The sequence below is a fragment of the Pseudogemmobacter sp. W21_MBD1_M6 genome (genome assembly GCF_052119585.1).
In the GTDB taxonomy this organism is placed as follows: domain Bacteria; phylum Pseudomonadota; class Alphaproteobacteria; order Rhodobacterales; family Rhodobacteraceae; genus JBGQOJ01.
The window spans coordinates 1-18,484 of record NZ_JBGQOJ010000024.1 but is presented as its reverse complement, the minus strand read 5'-3'; the positions used below and the strand labels follow the sequence as shown (position 1 = coordinate 18,484).

The following is an 18,484-nucleotide window of genomic DNA, read 5'->3' as shown; positions in this document are numbered from 1 at the left end:
ATCAGGCCCCTTTTGCAGTTTCCAGAAGAGAGAGAACATCGAAGTCCTCCGGCAGCTGGTCCAGCCACTCTTCGGTTTTATGGGTTTCGACCTCGGCGTATGTTTCCGGCTTCCAGATCTGGAAGGTGTCGCCCGAGGCAATGAAATAGGCTTCGTCGTCCAGCCCGATTTTCTCTCGCAGGGCCTTTGGCAGAACGAAACGTCCGGTGTTATCCAGCTGCGTCGGCAGCGACTGACCGTTGAACATGCGTTCCAGCATCCGGCGCTCGATAGAGCCGCGCGCAAGACCGGCGATGCGTTCGTCAACCTCTTGGATGGCTTCGATGGTATAGCATTCCAGGAATTTGCGGCGGTGATCGCCATAGACAATCACCATGTTCGGCAGAAGGCCTTCTTTCCAGTCGGGATCCGCAGATTCAAGCACACGGCGAAACGGGGCCGGAATGGAAACCCGACCCTTCGCATCTACCTTGTGGTGGCCTTCGCCTCTGAACCTCTGGCCCACTGTCCCGCGGCCCTTTCTGTTACAAAACCAAACCCGACCCCTGAAATGGAAAACGGCGGTTTGAGCTGCTGCCACTGCTCAAACCGCCGCCCTCGTCCCATTTCTGGGTGTGTCCAACTACGCGCGCCACCTGGGGGGATGTCTGCTCGCTCGCGCGTCGGATCTCTTCGTAGATGAAAGCAGGTGCCTGTATGAAACCTGACTTGGTGCCGTTTTCGGGATCTTGATTGTCCCTATTTTTTGTCTGCTCGCATCTTGTGTAATTGGTATCCCATGGGAATTCATGGAAATCAACAACTTTTAACGGGAAATACCTATCACATCGGCGTCCAAAGGCAGGTTCGGATCAAAGTTTGGGGCTTGCACGGCAGCACCAAAACCTCTTGTGGTGGCAACAATTCGCCTACGCACTACATTTAGTATCGCTAAGGCGCAGGATGTCAATTCCCATAAATTCCAAGATTTTTTGAACTTTTCGGGGGAACATGGCAGTGACGTGGCGGATTTTCAGAAATCTACGCCAATCAACGTCTGGATTCGATGCAATTTGCCGTGATTCCAGCGTGATTCACCCAAGTGATTCGCGATAGACCGGCCGTGGGGGCGCAGGCGTCCCACGTTTTCCCACGACCGGTCCCGTTATTTCCCCCGGATCAGGCCATGCCACCCAGAATCAACCCTTTTGCAAGGTTGGCATAGGCGTCGGCCAATGGCCCCTCGCCCGCAGCGATCGGTGTGCCCGAGTCTCCGGCCAGCCGAACCTCCAGATCCAGCGGCAGCTCTCCAAGAAAGGGGATGCCCAGCTTTTCGGCCTCGGCCTTGACGCCGCCATGGCCGAAAATATGCGCCTCGTGCCCGCATTTCGGACAGATATAGGCAGACATGTTTTCGATCAGACCAAGAACTGGCGTCTTGAGCGTTTTGAACATGTTCAAAGCGCGACGCGCATCAATCAGGGCAACATCCTGGGGCGTAGAGACCACGATTGCGCCGGTCAGTTCGGTCTTTTGGCACAGGGTCAACTGGACGTCGCCGGTGCCCGGAGGCAGATCGACAAGCAGCACGTCCAACTCTCCCCATTGAACCTGCCCCAGCATTTGCTGCAACGCCCCCATCAGCATCGGGCCACGCCAGACAACCGCCTGATCGGGGTCGACCATCAGCCCGATCGACATCATGGTGACGCCATGCGCCTGAAGCGGGATAATCGTTTTGCCGTCGGGCGAGGCCGGTCGTTTCGATACGCCCATCATGCGGGGCTGACTGGGACCGTAGATATCCGCATCCAGCAGGCCGACGCGCCGCCCCTGCCGCGCAAGCGCCACCGCAAGATTGGACGAGACGGTGGATTTCCCCACGCCCCCCTTACCCGACCCGATGGCCAGAATCCGGTCGATCCCTGCAACGCGCTGGCTGTTCTCTTGCGGTTTGGCATGTCCGCCGAATGTCATCTTGGGCGGGGCCGCGTTCGGGTTCGGTGCCTTCGACGCGGGGCCATGGGCCGTCAAAACAACGCTGGCCGAGGTGACGCCGGGCAATTTGCGCACCACTTGTTCGGCAGCAAGGCGCACAGGCTCCATCGCGCGGGCCAGTTCCGCGCTTTCCGCCTCGATCACGAATCGCACATCGCCGTCCTTGACCTGAAGCGCGCGAACGAGATCCCGTTCCACAATACTGCTGCCGTTGGGCAGGGTCAGCCTGGCAAGCGCTGTCATGATATCGTCACGCGTTACGGTCATAGTAATTGTCCTTCAATGTTCTCGGGCGGTGTTCCCGTGGAATGCCCCGGGGCCGCCTGTCAAATCCACCCCGCGGCAGCGCATTAGTTTAGCGCTTTGCCTTCAAGGACAAGCCCTGAACTGAATTGGCGTTCCCAATGCGCCCGAAAATCAGGCGCGATGCCTTACTTTAGGTCAACAATACGTATGCATTTTCTGCATAGCAGCATTGAAGCCAAAAGGGATTGTGCATCCGCAGCATTGGCCTATCTTCAATTGCAAGGACGAACGATGTTTCCTCCGAACCCGAAAGAAAGAGGCCCTGATATGGCAACCACAGCAAACATCCGCAGCATCGAAGCTGGCATCGTAGAGCGTACCGTCGCGCTGTTCAAGTTCGCCGCCGATCGCTACGCCCGCTACACCGTATACCGCAATACGATCAACGAACTGAGCGCGCTGTCTGACCGCGACCTGTCCGATCTGGGCTTGGGCCGTTCGATGATCAAAAGCGTCGCTTACGAGGCCGCTTACCTGGCCTAAGAGTTTTCTACAAACGGCCCTCTCCTCCTCCCTGGGCTGTTTGATCTAGCGGCGACATTGCCTCCTCCCTGATGTCGTCGCCCTTTTATTCGAAGCAATTGCTTCAAAAGAATACGGCCTTCTTTCTCCTCCCAGAGAACGGTCGTTGTAAAGACCGGCGGCGCTTTCTCCTCCCTGGCGCCGCCGATCTAAAATCCGGGGCTTCGGCCCCACACCAGATACGGTCCTCTTTCTCCTCCCAGAGAACGACCGTTGTAAAGACCGGCGGCGCTTTCTCCTCCCTGGCGCCGCCGATCCCAAAATTCGGGGCTTCGGTCCCACACCAGATACGGTCTTCTTTCTCCTCCCAGAGAACGGCCGTTGTAAAGACCGGCTGCGCTTTCTCCTCCCTGGCGCCGCCGATCGGAAATAAGGGGTTTCGACCCTGTGCAGATACGGTCCTCTTTCTCCTCCCAGAGAACGGCCGTTGCAAAGAGCGGCGATGCGGTCCTCCCCCGCATCGCCGTTTCTGTTTCAAAATCCCGATATGTCAGGCGCGGTCGTCCTTGGGCGAATCCATGACCACATAGGTCGTAATCGCGTTGACGAAGGGAATGGTGCCCAGCACCTCTGTGTGGAAAACCTTGTAGGCCACAAGATCCGCAGCCTCGACCCGCAACAGATATTCATAGGCGCCAGCCACATTGTGGCACTCGCGCACCTCGGCGGATCGCGCAATACAGCGTTCAAAGGTTTCCTGTGATTTTTTGGTGTGGTCCGACAGGCCAACCGTCACATAGGCGGTGAACCCAGACCCGGTTTTTGCCCGATCAATGACGGCGCGGTAGCCTTTGATCACACCGCTTCGTTCCAGTTCCTGCACGCGGCGCAGGCAGGCGGAGGCGGACAGATTGACCCGTTCGGCCAATTCGATATTGCTGATCCGACCCTCTCGGGACAGCTCGTGCAATATATTCTCGTTTATTGAATCCAGTTTGCTCATTAATTGCGAAAATATACGGAATTCAGCGCATTTGGCAATTCAATTGCGCTCGTAACCGCATAACCTTGCAAAATGTTTACGTTTAACCAGATAGCGGCACTGACCGCATTCGCCTTTGTCAGCTCGATCACACCGGGCCCGAACAACCTGATGTTGATGGCATCCGGCGCCAACTTCGGTTTGCGCAGAACCCTGCCCCATATGATGGGCGTGGGGCTCGGTTTTGTCCTGATGATCGTTCTGGTCGGGGCAGGATTGATGCAGGTGTTCGATCTGTATCCCGTCGCCCATGTCATTTTGAAAACCGCAAGCGTCATCTATCTTGTCTATCTTGCCTACCGGATCGCCACCGCCGGACCGCCGCGCGTAAAAGACGCCGGGGCAGAGGGAAAACCCCTGAGCTTCTTACAGGCCGCTGCGTTCCAGTGGGTCAATCCGAAGGCATGGACAATGGCGTTGACGGCCATCAGCGTCTACACAGCCGCACCGCATCATTTGATGGATATCGTCGGTGTCGCCCTGATTTTCGGCATCGTGAACCTGCCGTCGGTCGGATGCTGGGCCTATCTGGGCCAGCAGATGAGCCGGTTCCTGACAAGCCCCGCGCGCCTGCGTGCGTTCAATGTAACCGCAGCGGTTCTGCTGGTCGCATCGCTTTATCCGATCTTGTTTCCGCAGGGCTAGAAACAGATTTTTGCCTCCGGCGGGGCATATAGAGAAGTAAGAAAGACACGGATCTAGAACGGCACATCGTCGGCGCGGTCAGCTGGCACAACAAACCGGGACACCACTTTTTTCGCACCGGCCTTGTCGAATTCGATGTCGAGCTTGTCGCCCTCGACCCCCATGACCGTTCCGTAGCCGAACTTCACATGGAACACGCGGTCGCCTTGCGTGAAGCTGCTGACGACCGCCATGTCGATGGTGATGTTGCGCGCCTCGGAGGGTTGCGACATGTCCCGCGCCTGACTGCGGCCCTGACTGCGCGATTGCAACCGGCGCCAGCCCGGAGAGTTGTAGACATTCGCCTCGGCCGCGGCCTCGTGCAGGGTGCTTTTGACCTCTGTCATACCGGCAGCCCCAAAGCCACCGCCGTAAAGGCCGGGGGGGGTCAGGACATCCACATGGTCCTCTGGCAATTCGTCGATAAACCGCGAGGGCAGCGCCGATTGCCATTGACCATAAACGCGGCGGTTCGCGGCAAAGGAGATCGTGCAAAGCTGTTCGGCGCGGGTGATACCGACGTAGGCCAGCCTGCGCTCCTCCTCCAGCCCCTTTACTCCGCTTTCATCCATCGAACGCTGGCTGGGGAACAATCCATCCTCCCATCCGGGCAGGAAAACGACGGGGAATTCAAGCCCTTTGGCCGCATGCAGGGTCATGACGCTGATCTTTGCGCCTTCGGCCTCTTGCTCGTTGTCCATGATCAGGGAAACATGTTCCAGAAAGCCTTGCAGGTTTTCGAACTGTTCCAGCGCCTTGACCAGTTCCTTCAGGTTTTCCAGACGCCCCGGTGCCTCTGGTGTTTTGTCGTTCTGCCACATTCCGGTGTAGCCCGACTCCTCCAGGATTGTCTCTGCCAGTTCGATATGGCTGATCGCGCCCGCGCGCAGGTCCCGCGCCCAGCGGTCGAGGCCGTCGACCAACTGGCTCAGTTCCGCCCCCCCCTTGCCGCCAAGGCCCTTGGCCTCGACCAGAAGTTGCGCTCCTTCGACCAGCGACACACCGTTTGCGCGCGCCATCGCCTGAATTTTCTTCTGTGCGACATCGCCAAGCCCCCGTTTGGGGGTGTTCACGATCCGCTCGAATGCCAGATCATCCTCGGGGCTGACGGCAAGCCGGAAATAGGCCATCGCATCGCGGATTTCCAAGCGTTCATAGAATCGCGGCCCGCCGATCACGCGGTAGGGCAGACCGATGGTCAGAAAACGGTCCTCAAAGGCGCGCATCTGGTGGCTGGCGCGGACAAGAATCGCCATATCGTCCAGCGAATGCGGACCCATTCCGCGTGTGCCACGTTGCAGCGCCTCGGCCTCTTCGCCGATCCAGCGGGCCTCTTCCTCGCCGTCCCAATGGCCAATCAGGCGCAGCTTTTCGCCCTCTTGTTCCTCAGTCCAAAGCGTCTTTCCCAAGCGCCCCGCATTGCCCGCGATCACGCTGCTTGCGGCGGCCAGAATATGCGGGGTAGAGCGGTAGTTCTGTTCAAGGCGCACGACATGGGCCCCCGGAAAATCCTTTTCGAACCGCAGGATATTGCCAACTTCGGCACCACGCCAGCCATAGATAGACTGATCGTCGTCGCCGACGCAGCAGATGTTCTTGTGCCAGCTGGCCAGCAGCCGCAGCCACAGGTATTGCGCGACGTTGGTATCCTGATATTCGTCCACGAGGATGTATTTGAACCGGCGCTGATACTGCGACAGGATATCGTCGCGGGTCTGGAAAATCGTCACCACATGCAACAGCAGATCACCGAAATCGGCGGCATTGAGGGACTTCAGGCGTTCCTGATAGGCGGTGTAGAGGGCGACGCCCTTTTGGTCATAGGCGCCCGCCTCTGCCACGGGCACCTTGTCGGGTGTCCATGCGCGGTTTTTCCAGTTGTCGATGATCCCCGCCAGCATCCGCGCGGGCCAGCGTTTGTCGTCGATCCCGGCGGCTGTGATCAGCTGTTTCATCAGCCGGATCTGGTCGTCGGTGTCGAGAATGGTAAAGTTCGATTTCAGCCCGACAAGTTCGGCGTGACGGCGCAACAGCTTGACACAGATCGAGTGGAAGGTGCCAAGCCACGGCATGCCCTCGACCGTTTGGCCCATCAGGGCGGCCACGCGGTTCTTCATCTCGCGCGCGGCCTTGTTGGTAAAGGTCACCGCAAGAATTTCGTTCGGACGCGCGCGGCCTGTGTTCATCAGATGCACGACACGGGTGGTCAGCGCCTTGGTCTTGCCGGTGCCCGCCCCCGCCAGCATCAGCACGGGGCCGTCCATTGCCTCGACTGCGGCACGCTGTTCGGGGTTCAACCCGTCCAGATAGGGCATGGGCCGCGCGGCCATGGCGCGTTGCGTCAGGGAGGGCTTTACCGCCGCATCGAAGGCGTCATTCTCGTCAAAACTGCTCATGGCGGTCAATCTAGCCGGATCGGGATCGGAGGGAAAGAGGTGTTCACAGTCTGTTCCACCTGAATTGCTTGCGTGGCATGCCGTTTCGCGTAGAAATTCACCATGACCATGGATCAGACCTTTCCCGCCATCGCCGATCTGAAGGCGCGCGCACGTCGCCGCATCCCGCATTTTGTATGGGAATATCTGGACAGCGCCACCGGCACCGAAGCCACGCCGCGCCGCAATCGGGCCGCGCTGGACGCCGTCCTGTTCCGCCCTTCGGTGTTGCACGGCGAATTCACGCCGGACCTGGGCACAACCATGATGGGGCGCAAATATCCGCTGCCTTTCGGGATCGCGCCGCTTGGCATGTCGGGGCTGATCTGGCCGGGGGCCGAACAGATGTTGGCGCGGCTGGGGGCAGAACGGGGCATTCCCTACACCCTGTCCACCGTTGCCACGCAGCTGCCAGAGGACGTCGGGCCGCATGCGGGCGATCAGGGCTGGTTCCAGTTGTATCCGCCGCGCGATCCGGTGATCCGCGCCGATATGCTGGCCCGCGCCAAGGCCAGCGGATTTCACACGCTGGTCCTGACCGTCGATGTTCCCGTCGCCAGCCGCAGGGAACGGCAAACGCGCGGCGGGTTGAAACAACCGCCAAGGCTGACGCCGCGCCTGATGTGGCAGGCCGCGCAATGCCCCGCATGGCTGATGGGCATCCGCAGGACCGGCATGCCGCGCCTGCGCCTGATGGAAGGGTATTCGACCCACACCGGCACAACCGCCTCGAACGAGCATGTCGGTTACATGCTGCGCACCTCGCCCGACTGGACCTATCTGGACGAGCTGCGCGCCGCGTGGGACGGCAAGCTGGTGGTCAAGGGCGTGCTTGACCCCGCCGATGTGCCGCGCCTTGAAACGGCGGGTGCCGATGCGATCTGGGTGTCGAACCATGCGGGCCGCCAGTTCGACGGCGCCCCCGCCTCTGTCACCGTTCTGCCCGCCATCCGCGCGGCCACCGCGCTGCCGGTCCTGTTCGACAGCGGGATCGAAGGCGGGCTGGACGTGATGCGCGCCCTTGCCCTCGGGGCTGATTTTGTCATGCTCGGGCGGGCGTTTCATTACGGGCTTGGGGCTGCGGGCGCAAAAGGTGCGGGGCATGTCGTGGATATATTGCGCGCCGACATGGTGTCGAACATGGGGCAGATCGGGGCACGGCGGCTGTCGGACCTGAAAGACCGGCTTTTATAGGGCAAACCCCGGCGTTAGCGCTAACGCAAATGTAACAGAAACCTGAACTAACTGTTTACGGTTCGGCTTTTTGTTCCTACAAATTGCTGCAACTGCAAAATGGGGATGTTTTGACGTGGCCGACTTCAAGAAAATTCTAATCGCGAACCGTGGCGAAATCGCGATCCGCATCATGCGTGCGGCGAACGAGCTTGGGAAAAAGACCGTTGCCGTCTACGCCGAAGAGGACAAGATGTCGCTTCACCGGTTCAAGTCGGACGAGGCCTACCGCATCGGCGAGGGCCTTGGACCCGTTGCCGCCTACCTGTCCATTCCCGAAATCATCCGCGTGGCCAGGATGGCCGGCGCCGATGCGATCCATCCGGGCTATGGCCTGTTGTCGGAAAATCCAGATTTTGTGGATGCCTGCACCGATGCCGGCATCGCCTTTATCGGCCCAAAGGCCGAAACCATGCGCCAGTTGGGCGACAAGGCCAGCGCCCGGGGCGTGGCCGTCGAGGCGGGCGTGCCGGTCATTCCCGCGACGCCGGTTCTTGGCGACGACATGGATCTGATCAAGAAACAGGCGGCAGAGGTCGGCTATCCCCTGATGCTGAAGGCGTCATGGGGCGGCGGCGGGCGCGGCATGCGCCCGATCTACAAGGAATCAGAGCTTGAGGAGAAAATCCGCGAGGGCCGCCGTGAGGCAGAAGCCGCCTTTGGCAACTCCGAGGGCTATCTGGAAAAGATGATCCTAAAGGCGCGGCATGTCGAGGTCCAGATCCTTGGCGACAGCCATGGCCACATCTACCACCTTTTCGAGCGGGACTGTTCGGTCCAGCGCCGCAACCAGAAGGTCGTGGAACGCGCCCCGGCGCCCTATCTGTCGGACACCCAGCGAGAGCACATCTGCAATCTTGGCAAGAAGATCGCCGAACATGTGGGCTATGAATGTGCCGGAACCATCGAGTTCCTGATGGATATGGCCAGCGGAGAGTTCTACTTCATCGAGGTGAACCCCCGCGTTCAGGTGGAACACACCGTCACCGAAGAGGTCACCGGCATCGACATCGTGCGCGCCCAGATCCTGATCGCCGAGGGCAAAAGCCTGATGGAGGCGACAGGTACGGCGTCGCAATACGATGTCACCCTGTCGGGCCACGCGATCCAGTGCCGCGTGACCACCGAAGACCCGATGAACAACTTCATCCCCGACTATGGCCGCATCACCGCCTATCGCGGGGCCACGGGCATGGGCATTCGTCTGGACGGCGGCACCGCCTATTCCGGCGCGGTCATCACCCGGTTCTACGACTCGTTGCTGGAAAAGGTCACCGCATGGGCCCCGACCCCCGAGGCCGCGATTGCCCGCATGGACCGTGCCCTGCGCGAGTTCCGGATCAGGGGCGTCAGCACGAACATCGCCTTCGTCGAGAACCTGCTGAAACACCCGACCTTCCTGAACTATGAATACCACACAAAGTTCATCGACGAGACACCGGAACTGTTCCAGTTCAAGAAACGCCGCGACCGCGCGACAAAAATCCTGACCTATATCGCGGACATCAGCGTGAACGGCCACCCCGAGACCGAAGGCCGCCCCCTGCCCCGCGCCGAAGCCCGCGAGCTGCGCGCACCGGCACCAATGGGCGAGCCTGCCGCCGGCACCCGCACCCTGCTGGAGGCGAAAGGCCCACAGGCCGTGGCCGACTGGATGGCGGCGCAAAAACAGCTGTTGCTGACCGACACCACCATGCGCGACGGGCACCAGTCTTTGCTGGCAACGCGGATGCGGTCGATCGACATGATCCGCGTGGCGCCGGCCTATGCCGCCAACCTGCCGCAACTGTTCAGCGTAGAATGCTGGGGCGGTGCGACGTTCGACGTGGCCTACCGGTTCTTGCAGGAATGCCCATGGCAACGCCTGCGCGACCTGCGCGCCAAGATTCCAAACGTGATGACGCAGATGCTGCTACGCGCCTCGAACGGGGTCGGCTACACCAACTACCCCGACAACGTCGTGCAGTCCTTTGTCAAACAGGCGGCGGAAACCGGCGTCGATGTGTTCCGCGTGTTCGACAGCCTGAACTGGGTGGAAAACATGCGCGTGGCGATGGATGCGGTGATAGAATCCGGCAAGGTCTGCGAAGGCTCTATTTGCTACACCGGCGATATCCTGAACCCCGACCGCGCGAAATACGACCTGAAGTATTACGTCGAGATGGGCAAAGACCTGAAGGCCGCAGGCGCCCATATCCTTGGCCTGAAAGACATGGCGGGCCTGTTGAAACCCGCCGCCGCCACCGCCCTGATCACCGCCCTGAAACAAGAGGTCGGCCTGCCGATCCACTTTCACACCCATGACACCAGCGGCATCTCGGCTGCGACCATCCTTGCGGCCTCGGCTGCGGGGGTCGACGCGGTCGATGCGGCGATGGATGCGTTTTCCGGCGGCACCTCGCAGCCCTGCCTTGGCTCCATCGTCGAGGCCCTGGCCCACACGGACCGCGACACCGGCATCGACCCGTTGGTGATCCGCCAGATCAGCGACTATTGGGAAGCCGTGCGCGGCCAGTATGCCGCGTTCGAATCCGGCATCCCCGCCCCCGCCTCCGAGGTTTATCTGCACGAAATGCCCGGTGGCCAGTTCACCAACCTCAAGGCGCAGGCGCGGTCTTTGGGGCTGGAGGAGCGCTGGCACGAGGTCGCCCGCACCTATGCGGATGTGAACCGGATGTTCGGCGATATCGTCAAGGTCACGCCCTCGTCGAAAGTGGTTGGCGACATGGCGCTGTTGATGGTCAGTCAGGGCCTGACCCGTGCGCAGGTCGAAGACCCGGCAACCGACGTCTCCTTTCCCGAATCCGTGATCGACATGATGCGCGGCAGTCTGGGCCAGCCTCCGGGCGGGTTCCCCGCAGCCATTCAAAAGAAGATCCTGAAAGGCGAAAAACCCAGCACCGACCGGCCCGGCAAACACCTGCCGCCCGTTGACATCGAAGCCACCCGCGCCGACCTGTCGCAACAGCTGGACGGATACACCGTCGATAACGAGGACCTGAACGGCTACCTGATGTATCCCAAGGTGTTCCTGGATTACATGGGCCGTCATCGGCTTTATGGCCCCGTGCGCGCCCTGCCGACACAGACGTTCTTTTACGGTATGGAACCGGGCGACCAGATCGAGGCGGAAATCGACCCCGGCAAAACGCTGGAAATCCGGCTTCAGGCGGTAGGGGAAACCAACGCTGACGGCGAGGCCAAGGTGTTCTTCGAACTGAACGGCCAACCCCGTGTGATCCGCGTGCCGAACCGCAAGATCAAGGCGACCACCGCCAAGCGCCCCAAGGCGGAACTGGGCAACCCGAACCACATCGGTGCGCCGATGCCCGGCGTGGTGGCCAGCGTGGCGGCGGTTGCCGGCAAGACGGTCAAGCAGGGCGACCTGTTGCTGACCATCGAAGCGATGAAGATGGAAACCGGCATCCACGCCGAACGCGACGGCACCCTAAAGGCGGTGCACGTCCAGCCCGGTGCGCAGATCGACGCAAAAGACCTTTTGATCGAGATGGACTAGGCGCACTTGACGCAGCCTCTGGCCCCCGCCCGTCCGCACATGCGCACCGGGGGCCAGCCCCCCCCCGACCCGGCCCGAAATTCACGCCAAAAAATCCCTTGCCCGATGCGTTTTTCCCCTTGCAGCCGCGCGCGGGACTTTATATATCACTCCTCACAAGGATGCGGGCGTAGCTCAGGGGTAGAGCATAACCTTGCCAAGGTTAGGGTCGAGAGTTCGAATCTCTTCGCCCGCTCCATGTATAAAAACACCGGCCATGACAGTTGTCAGGCCGGTTTTTTTATGTCCGAAAATCCCGCCATGCCTTTGACGCAAAACCGAAATTTTCCCCTTGCAGCCGCCCTCGGGACTTAATACATCAATCTTACACGGACGCGGGCGTAGCTCAGGGGTAGAGCATAACCTTGCCAAGGTTAGGGTCGAGAGTTCGAATCTCTTCGCCCGCTCCAGTTTGGTCAGTGTTAACAGACACTTAGACAAGGCCGCCTTCGGGCGGCCTTTCTGTTGTTGCCATTTGTTGCCAAATTCATTTCGCATCCGCTGTCAGAACATCGAGGTCCAGCACCGCGCCCCGCACCGAATCCGCCGGAATGAACAGGTAGTTTTTCTCGGTCACACGCGAGTTCGGGGAGTGCCCGACCATCTTCCGGATCAGTTCCAACGGTGTGCCGCGCACCCACTGGTAGGAGGTGAACGCCTTGCGACCGAATTTCGGGGTGAACCTGATCGGTTGTCCATATCGCTGAACCCCCGATTTTTCGACAGCCGTCTTGAGCGCCTTGCGGTAGTTGTCCATCGGCTTGTCGGGATCACGGAAAGGGAAGCACGGAATTCACCATATAGGCCATCACCACGGGACGCTTCCATCATCGACGAAATGCATGAGCGCACTTTTGCCAGATCGGACGGGAACAGCGCCTTATAACCGAAGAAACCGAAGGCAAAGAGCCCAGCGATGACGAGGATGGATGCCACTGGCGATGGCTGGTCGGGTTCATCAGTCATCGGTCCCTCCCTTTGCATCGTCAATCTCTGCACCGATCCGCACCAGATCATTGGGGCTCACTCGCCCACCCGTGGCAGCATAGATGCGCAGCATCAGCGCCCGTCGTGGCACCACCAGACCATCGGCCACACGGCTGATCGTGCCCGCCGTGGACTTCACCTCGGTGGCGAACTGCGAGATGGAAAGATGGTTCTGTTTCAGGAACGCATGCAGATTCATATTTACGATTTACGTATTTCGTAAGATTAATGCAAGAAGATACATGATCGAGGGGTTTTATGGTCTTACGTTTTATGCAAAAATCACACATCCTCATCGCGGTCGTAACATCATGCGCATCCATCAAACCCTACGAGAAGCCCGTGAGTGGGCTCGCATGTCCCAGGAAGATGCTGCCGGTTTCCTTGGCATCTCGGGCGCATCGTTCAGCCGCATGGAAGCTGGTTTGTCGGCTGTCACCACAACGCGGTTGTTTCGGCTGGCCCAGCTTTACCAGGTGTCCGCCTCGTCGCTGCTCGAAGGGGTGGTTGTGATGCAGCCCTCAACCATCGACATGGAATGGCTTCGGCAGACGGTGATCGCGGTGGAAACCGTGGTGGCCAAGATGGCAACGCGCCCATCCCCCGAGAAAATCGCAGGGGTCGTGGCCGAAACATATCGGCGTGAGATCGATCACATCCTAAACAAGCCGAAGGAAAGGTTCACACCCGACCGCCACACCGCGTTTGTCGAACTGATGTTTACGGATTGAACAGCCGAGTGCAGACCGGAAGCGGCTCATCTCCGGTGGGACCTTTGACAGACAGCCAATTGAAAGAACATCGTTCCGCATGAAGAAACTCGCCATCATCGGTCTGTTCATCGGCGCTTCGGCAATGGCCCTGTCCTTATATGCTTGGACGCAATCCTCCGATGTCCGGCACTACACCGTCGATGAACTTGTGGGATTGACCTGCGAAGACCTTGGTCAGGCACATGAGGAAGTGATCGTATCATATCACGATGCAGCACTGGCCCGAGGGGGCCAAACAGGTTCCGTTGGAATCGATCTGGGTCTGCCTCAGGACGACGTTTTGCCATTCGTTATCCTGATGCGAAAGGTCATCGAGGACAACGATCTGGCCGGGTTCGATCCGGCCAAGCCGTTTTTCCATTCAACAACCGCCACCGCGCCAAGGCTGCACACCGATTTCTATGCAGAAGCCTCCAGCGTTTGTGCCACCAGCCCTACGATGGATGCGGTCGAGGCAATGGTGCAGGCGGCACGGAACTTGGGATTGATCGCTGCTCCTGCGAACCCATAGACGCATTGCCGCAGCGGATCATCCAATCACGGCTCTGACCCTCGTCACCGGCACCGCGATCAACGCTGCGGTGGACTTTGATGTCGAAGCTGATCACCATGGATGGGAGATCGAAAAAACTTGAACAAAAGGGATGGGTCGTTGGGGAATAATCTGGGTATCGGCCTGTTTTGTTTTGTGGCTCTCTTGGCCACCAATGCGGCAGCGGATTGCCCGCTGGATCAAGAAGTATTCACCTCCTGCCAGATCGAGGGTCGGGGCACCGAGGTATTTATATGCTTTGACAACCGGGTCACGACTTACAGCTATGGACCCATTGGCGGCGCACCGGACCTGTTCCTTTCGGAAACCATTGAACGGGTGGATTTCGAACCATGGTCCGGCGTGGGGACCGCGATCAGTGAAAGCGTCACATTCTACAACGGTGCATATGCCTATGACGTGGGCGGCGGTTTTGATCGACCGTTTTCCGTTGAGGAGATGCAGCAACCCATCAGGCGCTTCGGCTGGATCGAGGTGTCCGAGAACGGTGCCGTGGTTGCCAATCTTGAATGCACCCCGGAAACGGTGAGCGACGGTTTTGGAGACGGTATACATGACGCCAAGCTGGCTGCCGGTCAGACCTGGGACCCGGATTCCCTTACATGGATATCCGATCTGGTTCAACCGACGGTCCCCTCGCTTCTGATGGAAAGCCACCTCTATGAAACCGTCGAGGACTGTCTGCCCGCGACAGAGTTCAACCTGAACGACGTCAGCATGGGTGATCCATTGGACACGCTCGGCAAGCTGGGATCGCCGGAAACGGTCACAGACCCCTTCGGCAGCGGTGAATTGATCGACAGGATGTTCCTTGTTGGCGCGTCCATCGATATTTTTCAGGACCGGGTGTATGGTATGTCCGCCACTTCGCCAGATTGGCGCACACCCTCGGGCCTCAAGGTCGGCTTGACCCGTGGCGAAGTGATCCGCATTCTGGGGCGGGTTCCCAGCGGGTATGATGCCACCTCGGACGGGTTCTATACGCAGGTCTGTTCCGATACTCCCGATGCTGTCGATGCATGGTCGATCCTGATCGAGTTTGGCCAGAACAAGCGCGTGGAAACCATCAGCTTTGTGAGCCCTTCGTATTGATGGGTAACACCAGCATCTCGGGTGGGTTCAGGACTTCGGATATCCTACCATCGCGTATCATACCCGTGTGAATGCAGGCGGGATGTCAGGAGACAGGTATCCCGAGTGCAAGCGTTACATGATGGAAGGCAGCCCGACGCGGTCATCGTGCGGAACGACTATGTTGGCCAAAACAGACAGTGGCACAATACTGTGCGATGGGCTGATATGCGGACTTTCTTGCCGTTCACCGCGCCTGTGCCGATGTCTGCTTACGGACATCACGCTTGAATTGTGAATCGAATCCGCAGCAATATTGGATAGTATCCAATGGGGGTGAAACAACTAAGTCTTACGCACCATCGGCATTATCTATTGCTCTGGTTTTCTGGGCGGCTCAATTCTTGGTGGTTCAGGGTATGGGCTTTGAGTCCCAATGGAATGGGTAATGGGTATTGCTATTTTTCCAGACAAGAGTTGACCGAGCATCTCGGCATTTTTACGTTGCGTGGTTTGGTCACTATCCCATCCTTGCGGGACATAGCTGAGGCGTTCCAAGTCGCGTTTATCGAAGGCTAAACCAACAGAAGACCCCACTTCGAAAAGCAAATTCATAAATAAGTCAGAGCGTTGTTCGAAAAATCTGTCTTGTTCCTTCACTTCTGGCATTGGCGAGCTGAGATGTTGAATGTACGACTGAAATGCTTGGCGGACTTTCCCATCCTTGTAGAATTCAATCTCAACAACATTGAGCGCAGCAACGTGAACAGGGTCAAGCCGGACACCACGCGTCTGCATTAGGTTGCGGAATACATCTAACCTACGCCGCCGCTTTTCACGGGTGCCGTCAAGTAATCGCGTCACAAGCACGGCAATGATTGGACCAAGAGCTATTGCCGCGAGAGTTGCCAATACATACCAAGTTTCAGTCTGCAACATTTTCTCCAAACGAGACGTTTTTCACGAACTTGGCGTTTAATGGGCCAATCGGAGTAACAAAGAGATAAGTTTCGTTGGGGTCAATTTTCTCGGGAAGTGAAAGAGGAACCATGATGTTGCCGGAACCTTGTTCAAACGAAGCTCCTGTTATTGACTGCGATCCTGCGGGCATCCGAAAGCTTACTTCACCTATTAGTTGCGAATCTTTAACCTCGTAATTCCCTGAGAAAGTCAGCCCTGCAATATCAGCTCCTGCAATTTTTCCGTCTCTGAATACGAACATTGTCATTCCTTGTCCTGCCGCACCGGTCAAGTATGCAGTGTAAATTCCCTCAACTTCGCTCATTCTTAGACCTCACATTCACCCACTAAGTATCTACTGGCAATTGGCGAAAACATATGATGGCATTGTTGGGATTGAAAGACATTAAGCGGATTAGCCCTTTTTGGTCGTTTTGATCACCCTCGCAAAAGCTGACATTCCTGCTTCGCGCAGAATAAGTCGAAGTTGGGCTCGATCCGGACATTCGCTGCACGCCACACGAAAGACCGCTGTCGGGGAACGGCCCAAATTTTGCGAGCCCTGCATGCGGGTTTCGGTAAGTCCCGGACAGCGATTTCAGTAAGTCCCGGACAGTTCCGGGCGGTTTGACGGTTGGTCATTGCCAGCGATGTCGCGGCACTCTGTCGGTCTTGGAAGAGACCGGAGGGAAGCATGCCACGACGCAAGCAAGCGAGGCGAATGACCGTGCAAGACATACGAACGATTTTACGGCTGACGCATGAACAGGGTCTCTCGGTGCGAGAGATCGGGCTTCGGCTCAAACTGAGCAAGACGACGGTGGCGACCTACCTTTTACGGGCGCGAGAGGCCGGGCTGAACTGCTGGCCCCTGCTGGCTGGGCGCGACGATGATGCCACACTTGAGCGTGCCCTTTTCCAGCGGATGGGCCGTCCACCACAGGATATTCATGAACCCGACTGGGCCAAGGTTGCGACGGAACTGAAGCGCAAGGGCGTGACTTTGGTGCTGTTGTGGCAGGAATATCGGGCGACGCATCCTGATGGCTATGGGTATACGTGGTTTTGCGAACAATTCCGGGCTTTCGAGAGCCGCACCAGCCCGAGTTTCCGCAACCGGCATGAAGCAGGCGCGGTGATGCAGACCGATTATGCCGGCCACACGATCCCGGTCACCGATCCGGCCACAGGCGCTGTGCGGCAAGCACAGATCTTCGTCGCTGTGCTAGGCGCATCCAGCTATACCTTCGCCTGGGCCAGCCTGACCCAGACGCTGCCTGACTGGATCGAGGCGCAAGTCCGCGCGCTGAAGTTCTTTCGGGGTGTGCCAAAGGCGATTGTCTGCGACAATCTGAAAGCGGCAGTGGTCAAGCCACTCTGGTTTGAACCCGCGATTACCAAGACCTTCGCCGATATGGCGGCGCATTATGATACGACCGTGCTGCCCACGCGGCCGCGCAAGCCAAGAGATAAAGGCAAGGTCGAAGGCGCCGTGCTGATTGTCGAGCGCTGGATACTGGCCCGGCTGCGCAACATGCAGTTCTTCTCGGTCGAGGCGCTCAACATCGCCGTTGCAGAGTTGCTGGCCGAGCTGAACGACCGCCCGATGCGGCGGATTGGCCGGTCACGGCGGGAGTTATTCGAAGATATCGAACGCCCCGCCCTGCGCGATCTGCCCCCGGAGCCGTTTGAATATGCCGAATGGAAACAGGCCAAGGTGCATGCCGATTACCATGTCGATGTGCTGCACAGTTTCTATTCCGTGCCTCATCGCCTGATTGGCAAGAAGGTCGATATCCGGCTGACGCACCGCATGATCGAGATATTCCACAATCACGAGCGCGTCGCTGTCCATACGCGCCGTGGCACGCGGGGCGGCCATTCGACCGTGAAGGAACACATGCCTAAGGCGCATCAGCGGCATGGCGGCATGACCCCGCAATACCTGATCATGCGCGCGGGCCGCGTGGGCTACCACGTCGCTGTCCTTGTCGAGCGCCTGATGCGAGATCGACCTCACCCTGAACAAGGCTACCGATCATCCCTGGAGGTTCTGAGCCTTGAGCGCAGATTTGGCCGCGAAAGGCTGGAGGCCGCCTGCGACCGGGCGCTGACCCACAACACTGTCAGCTATGTCTCGGTAAAATCGATCCTGGTCACAGGCCTCGACAAAGCCGCCATGGAACCGGCCACGGTCATGCCCACCCCACGTCACGACAACATTCGTGGCGCCGCCTACTACCAGTAACAGCAGAAAGGATAAAACGATGCTGACACATCCCACCCTTGATCAAATGGCCAGTCTTGGCCTGAACGGCATGGCCGCCGCCTGGCGCGCCCTTGCCGAACAGGACCCTGCAGAGGCGCTTGATCGCAACGAATGGCTAGGCATGATGCTTGATCGCGAAGTTGCACATCGCGCCGACAAGCGATTTGCCAACAGGC

General features: G+C 58.8%; 16 protein-coding genes and 2 tRNA genes. 10 read left to right on the top strand and 8 right to left on the bottom strand.

Annotation, left to right across the window (positions count from 1 at the left end; translation table 11 throughout):
• Position 1 precedes the first annotated feature (1 nt).
• Entirely contained in the window at positions 2 to 505 is a 504-nt protein-coding gene (gene mraZ / locus ACEN2R_RS17270; protein WP_442043930.1) for a division/cell wall cluster transcriptional repressor MraZ, read from the bottom strand.
• Between the two features lie 653 nt (positions 506 to 1,158).
• Positions 1,159 to 2,244 (bottom strand): Mrp/NBP35 family ATP-binding protein, encoded by a 1,086-nt coding sequence (locus tag ACEN2R_RS17265; protein ID WP_442043929.1) that lies wholly within the window; start codon positions 2,242 to 2,244, stop codon positions 1,159 to 1,161.
• A 306-nt stretch (positions 2,245 to 2,550) separates the two neighbouring features.
• Between ACEN2R_RS17265 and ACEN2R_RS17260 the strand changes: the two genes are divergently transcribed.
• Positions 2,551 to 2,766, top strand: coding sequence for a DUF1127 domain-containing protein (locus tag ACEN2R_RS17260; protein ID WP_442043928.1), 216 nt, complete (start codon positions 2,551 to 2,553; stop codon positions 2,764 to 2,766).
• Positions 2,767 to 3,295: 529 nt separating this feature from the next.
• Here ACEN2R_RS17260 and ACEN2R_RS17255 read toward each other — a convergent pair.
• Entirely contained in the window at positions 3,296 to 3,748 is a 453-nt protein-coding gene (locus ACEN2R_RS17255) for an Lrp/AsnC family transcriptional regulator (RefSeq protein WP_442043927.1), read from the bottom strand.
• Positions 3,749 to 3,820: 72 nt separating this feature from the next.
• Here ACEN2R_RS17255 and ACEN2R_RS17250 point away from each other — a divergent pair, with 72 nt between their 5' ends.
• Entirely contained in the window at positions 3,821 to 4,432 is a 612-nt protein-coding gene (locus ACEN2R_RS17250; protein ID WP_442043926.1) for a LysE family translocator, read from the top strand.
• 53 nt (positions 4,433 to 4,485) lie between these two features.
• On the opposite strand, the gene ACEN2R_RS17245 is transcribed toward ACEN2R_RS17250, so the two are convergent.
• Positions 4,486 to 6,867: an ATP-dependent helicase gene (locus ACEN2R_RS17245; RefSeq protein ID WP_442043925.1), complete on the bottom strand. Its 2,382-nt coding sequence runs from the start codon at positions 6,865 to 6,867 to the stop codon at positions 4,486 to 4,488.
• Positions 6,868 to 6,969: 102 nt separating this feature from the next.
• Here ACEN2R_RS17245 and ACEN2R_RS17240 point away from each other — a divergent pair, with 102 nt between their 5' ends.
• The 4 genes from ACEN2R_RS17240 (at position 6,970) to ACEN2R_RS17225 (ending at position 12,105) form a co-directional block, all read left to right on the top strand.
• On the top strand, positions 6,970 to 8,100 hold the full coding sequence (locus ACEN2R_RS17240) for an alpha-hydroxy acid oxidase (protein WP_442043924.1): 1,131 nt from the start codon (positions 6,970 to 6,972) through the stop codon (positions 8,098 to 8,100).
• Between the two features lie 115 nt (positions 8,101 to 8,215).
• Positions 8,216 to 11,656 carry a pyruvate carboxylase gene (locus ACEN2R_RS17235; RefSeq protein WP_442043923.1) on the top strand — a complete coding sequence of 1,147 codons (3,441 nt, stop codon included), beginning with the start codon at positions 8,216 to 8,218 and terminating at the stop codon, positions 11,654 to 11,656.
• 163 nt (positions 11,657 to 11,819) lie between these two features.
• A tRNA-Gly gene (locus tag ACEN2R_RS17230) sits at positions 11,820 to 11,894 on the top strand.
• A gap of 136 nt (positions 11,895 to 12,030) precedes the next feature.
• Positions 12,031 to 12,105 (top strand) — tRNA-Gly (locus ACEN2R_RS17225).
• 77 nt (positions 12,106 to 12,182) lie between these two features.
• On the opposite strand, the gene ACEN2R_RS17220 is transcribed toward ACEN2R_RS17225, so the two are convergent.
• Positions 12,183 to 12,452, bottom strand: coding sequence for a hypothetical protein (locus ACEN2R_RS17220; RefSeq protein ID WP_442043922.1), 270 nt, complete (start codon positions 12,450 to 12,452; stop codon positions 12,183 to 12,185).
• Positions 12,453 to 12,653: 201 nt separating this feature from the next.
• Positions 12,654 to 12,881, bottom strand: coding sequence for a hypothetical protein (locus tag ACEN2R_RS17215; protein ID WP_442043921.1), 228 nt, complete (start codon positions 12,879 to 12,881; stop codon positions 12,654 to 12,656).
• A gap of 43 nt (positions 12,882 to 12,924) precedes the next feature.
• Here ACEN2R_RS17215 and ACEN2R_RS17210 point away from each other — a divergent pair, with 43 nt between their 5' ends.
• From ACEN2R_RS17210 to ACEN2R_RS17200, 3 genes are all read left to right on the top strand, one after another.
• Entirely contained in the window at positions 12,925 to 13,413 is a 489-nt protein-coding gene (locus tag ACEN2R_RS17210) for a helix-turn-helix domain-containing protein (protein WP_442043920.1), read from the top strand.
• A gap of 79 nt (positions 13,414 to 13,492) precedes the next feature.
• Positions 13,493 to 13,966 (top strand): hypothetical protein, encoded by a 474-nt coding sequence (locus tag ACEN2R_RS17205; RefSeq protein WP_442043919.1) that lies wholly within the window; start codon positions 13,493 to 13,495, stop codon positions 13,964 to 13,966.
• A 141-nt stretch (positions 13,967 to 14,107) separates the two neighbouring features.
• A complete protein-coding gene (locus tag ACEN2R_RS17200; protein WP_442043918.1) occupies positions 14,108 to 15,100 on the top strand; it encodes a hypothetical protein in 993 nt (330 codons plus the stop codon).
• Between the two features lie 351 nt (positions 15,101 to 15,451).
• Here ACEN2R_RS17200 and ACEN2R_RS17195 read toward each other — a convergent pair whose 3' ends face one another.
• Positions 15,452 to 16,018 carry a DUF6680 family protein gene (locus ACEN2R_RS17195; protein WP_442043917.1) on the bottom strand — a complete coding sequence of 189 codons (567 nt, stop codon included), beginning with the start codon at positions 16,016 to 16,018 and terminating at the stop codon, positions 15,452 to 15,454.
• A complete protein-coding gene (locus ACEN2R_RS17190) occupies positions 16,005 to 16,364 on the bottom strand; it encodes a hypothetical protein (RefSeq protein WP_442043916.1) in 360 nt (119 codons plus the stop codon). The genes ACEN2R_RS17195 and ACEN2R_RS17190 overlap by 14 nt, the downstream gene beginning before the upstream one ends.
• 369 nt (positions 16,365 to 16,733) lie before the next feature.
• Between ACEN2R_RS17190 and istA the strand changes: the two genes are divergently transcribed.
• Positions 16,734 to 18,287: an IS21 family transposase gene (istA, locus tag ACEN2R_RS17185; RefSeq protein ID WP_442043915.1), complete on the top strand. Its 1,554-nt coding sequence runs from the start codon at positions 16,734 to 16,736 to the stop codon at positions 18,285 to 18,287.
• The last annotated feature ends 197 nt before the right edge of the window (positions 18,288 to 18,484 follow it).

What these genes read in the sequence shown, in the direction of transcription:
- ACEN2R_RS17265 (WP_442043929.1), bottom strand. Translation starts at nt 2,244, where the DNA reads ATGACCGTAACGCGTGACGATATCATGACAGCGCTTGCCAGGCTGACC.
- ACEN2R_RS17260 (WP_442043928.1), top strand. Translation starts at nt 2,551, where the DNA reads ATGGCAACCACAGCAAACATCCGCAGCATCGAAGCTGGCATCGTAGAG.
- ACEN2R_RS17255 (WP_442043927.1), bottom strand. Translation starts at nt 3,748, where the DNA reads ATGAGCAAACTGGATTCAATAAACGAGAATATATTGCACGAGCTGTCC.
- ACEN2R_RS17250 (WP_442043926.1), top strand. Translation starts at nt 3,821, where the DNA reads ATGTTTACGTTTAACCAGATAGCGGCACTGACCGCATTCGCCTTTGTC.
- ACEN2R_RS17245 (WP_442043925.1), bottom strand. Translation starts at nt 6,867, where the DNA reads ATGAGCAGTTTTGACGAGAATGACGCCTTCGATGCGGCGGTAAAGCCC.
- ACEN2R_RS17240 (WP_442043924.1), top strand. Translation starts at nt 6,970, where the DNA reads ATGACCATGGATCAGACCTTTCCCGCCATCGCCGATCTGAAGGCGCGC.
- ACEN2R_RS17220 (WP_442043922.1), bottom strand. Translation starts at nt 12,452, where the DNA reads ATGGACAACTACCGCAAGGCGCTCAAGACGGCTGTCGAAAAATCGGGG.
- ACEN2R_RS17215 (WP_442043921.1), bottom strand. Translation starts at nt 12,881, where the DNA reads ATGAATCTGCATGCGTTCCTGAAACAGAACCATCTTTCCATCTCGCAG.
- ACEN2R_RS17210 (WP_442043920.1), top strand. Translation starts at nt 12,925, where the DNA reads ATGATCGAGGGGTTTTATGGTCTTACGTTTTATGCAAAAATCACACAT.
- ACEN2R_RS17205 (WP_442043919.1), top strand. Translation starts at nt 13,493, where the DNA reads ATGAAGAAACTCGCCATCATCGGTCTGTTCATCGGCGCTTCGGCAATG.
- ACEN2R_RS17195 (WP_442043917.1), bottom strand. Translation starts at nt 16,018, where the DNA reads ATGTTGCAGACTGAAACTTGGTATGTATTGGCAACTCTCGCGGCAATA.
- ACEN2R_RS17190 (WP_442043916.1), bottom strand. Translation starts at nt 16,364, where the DNA reads ATGAGCGAAGTTGAGGGAATTTACACTGCATACTTGACCGGTGCGGCA.
- istA (WP_442043915.1), top strand. Translation starts at nt 16,734, where the DNA reads ATGCCACGACGCAAGCAAGCGAGGCGAATGACCGTGCAAGACATACGA.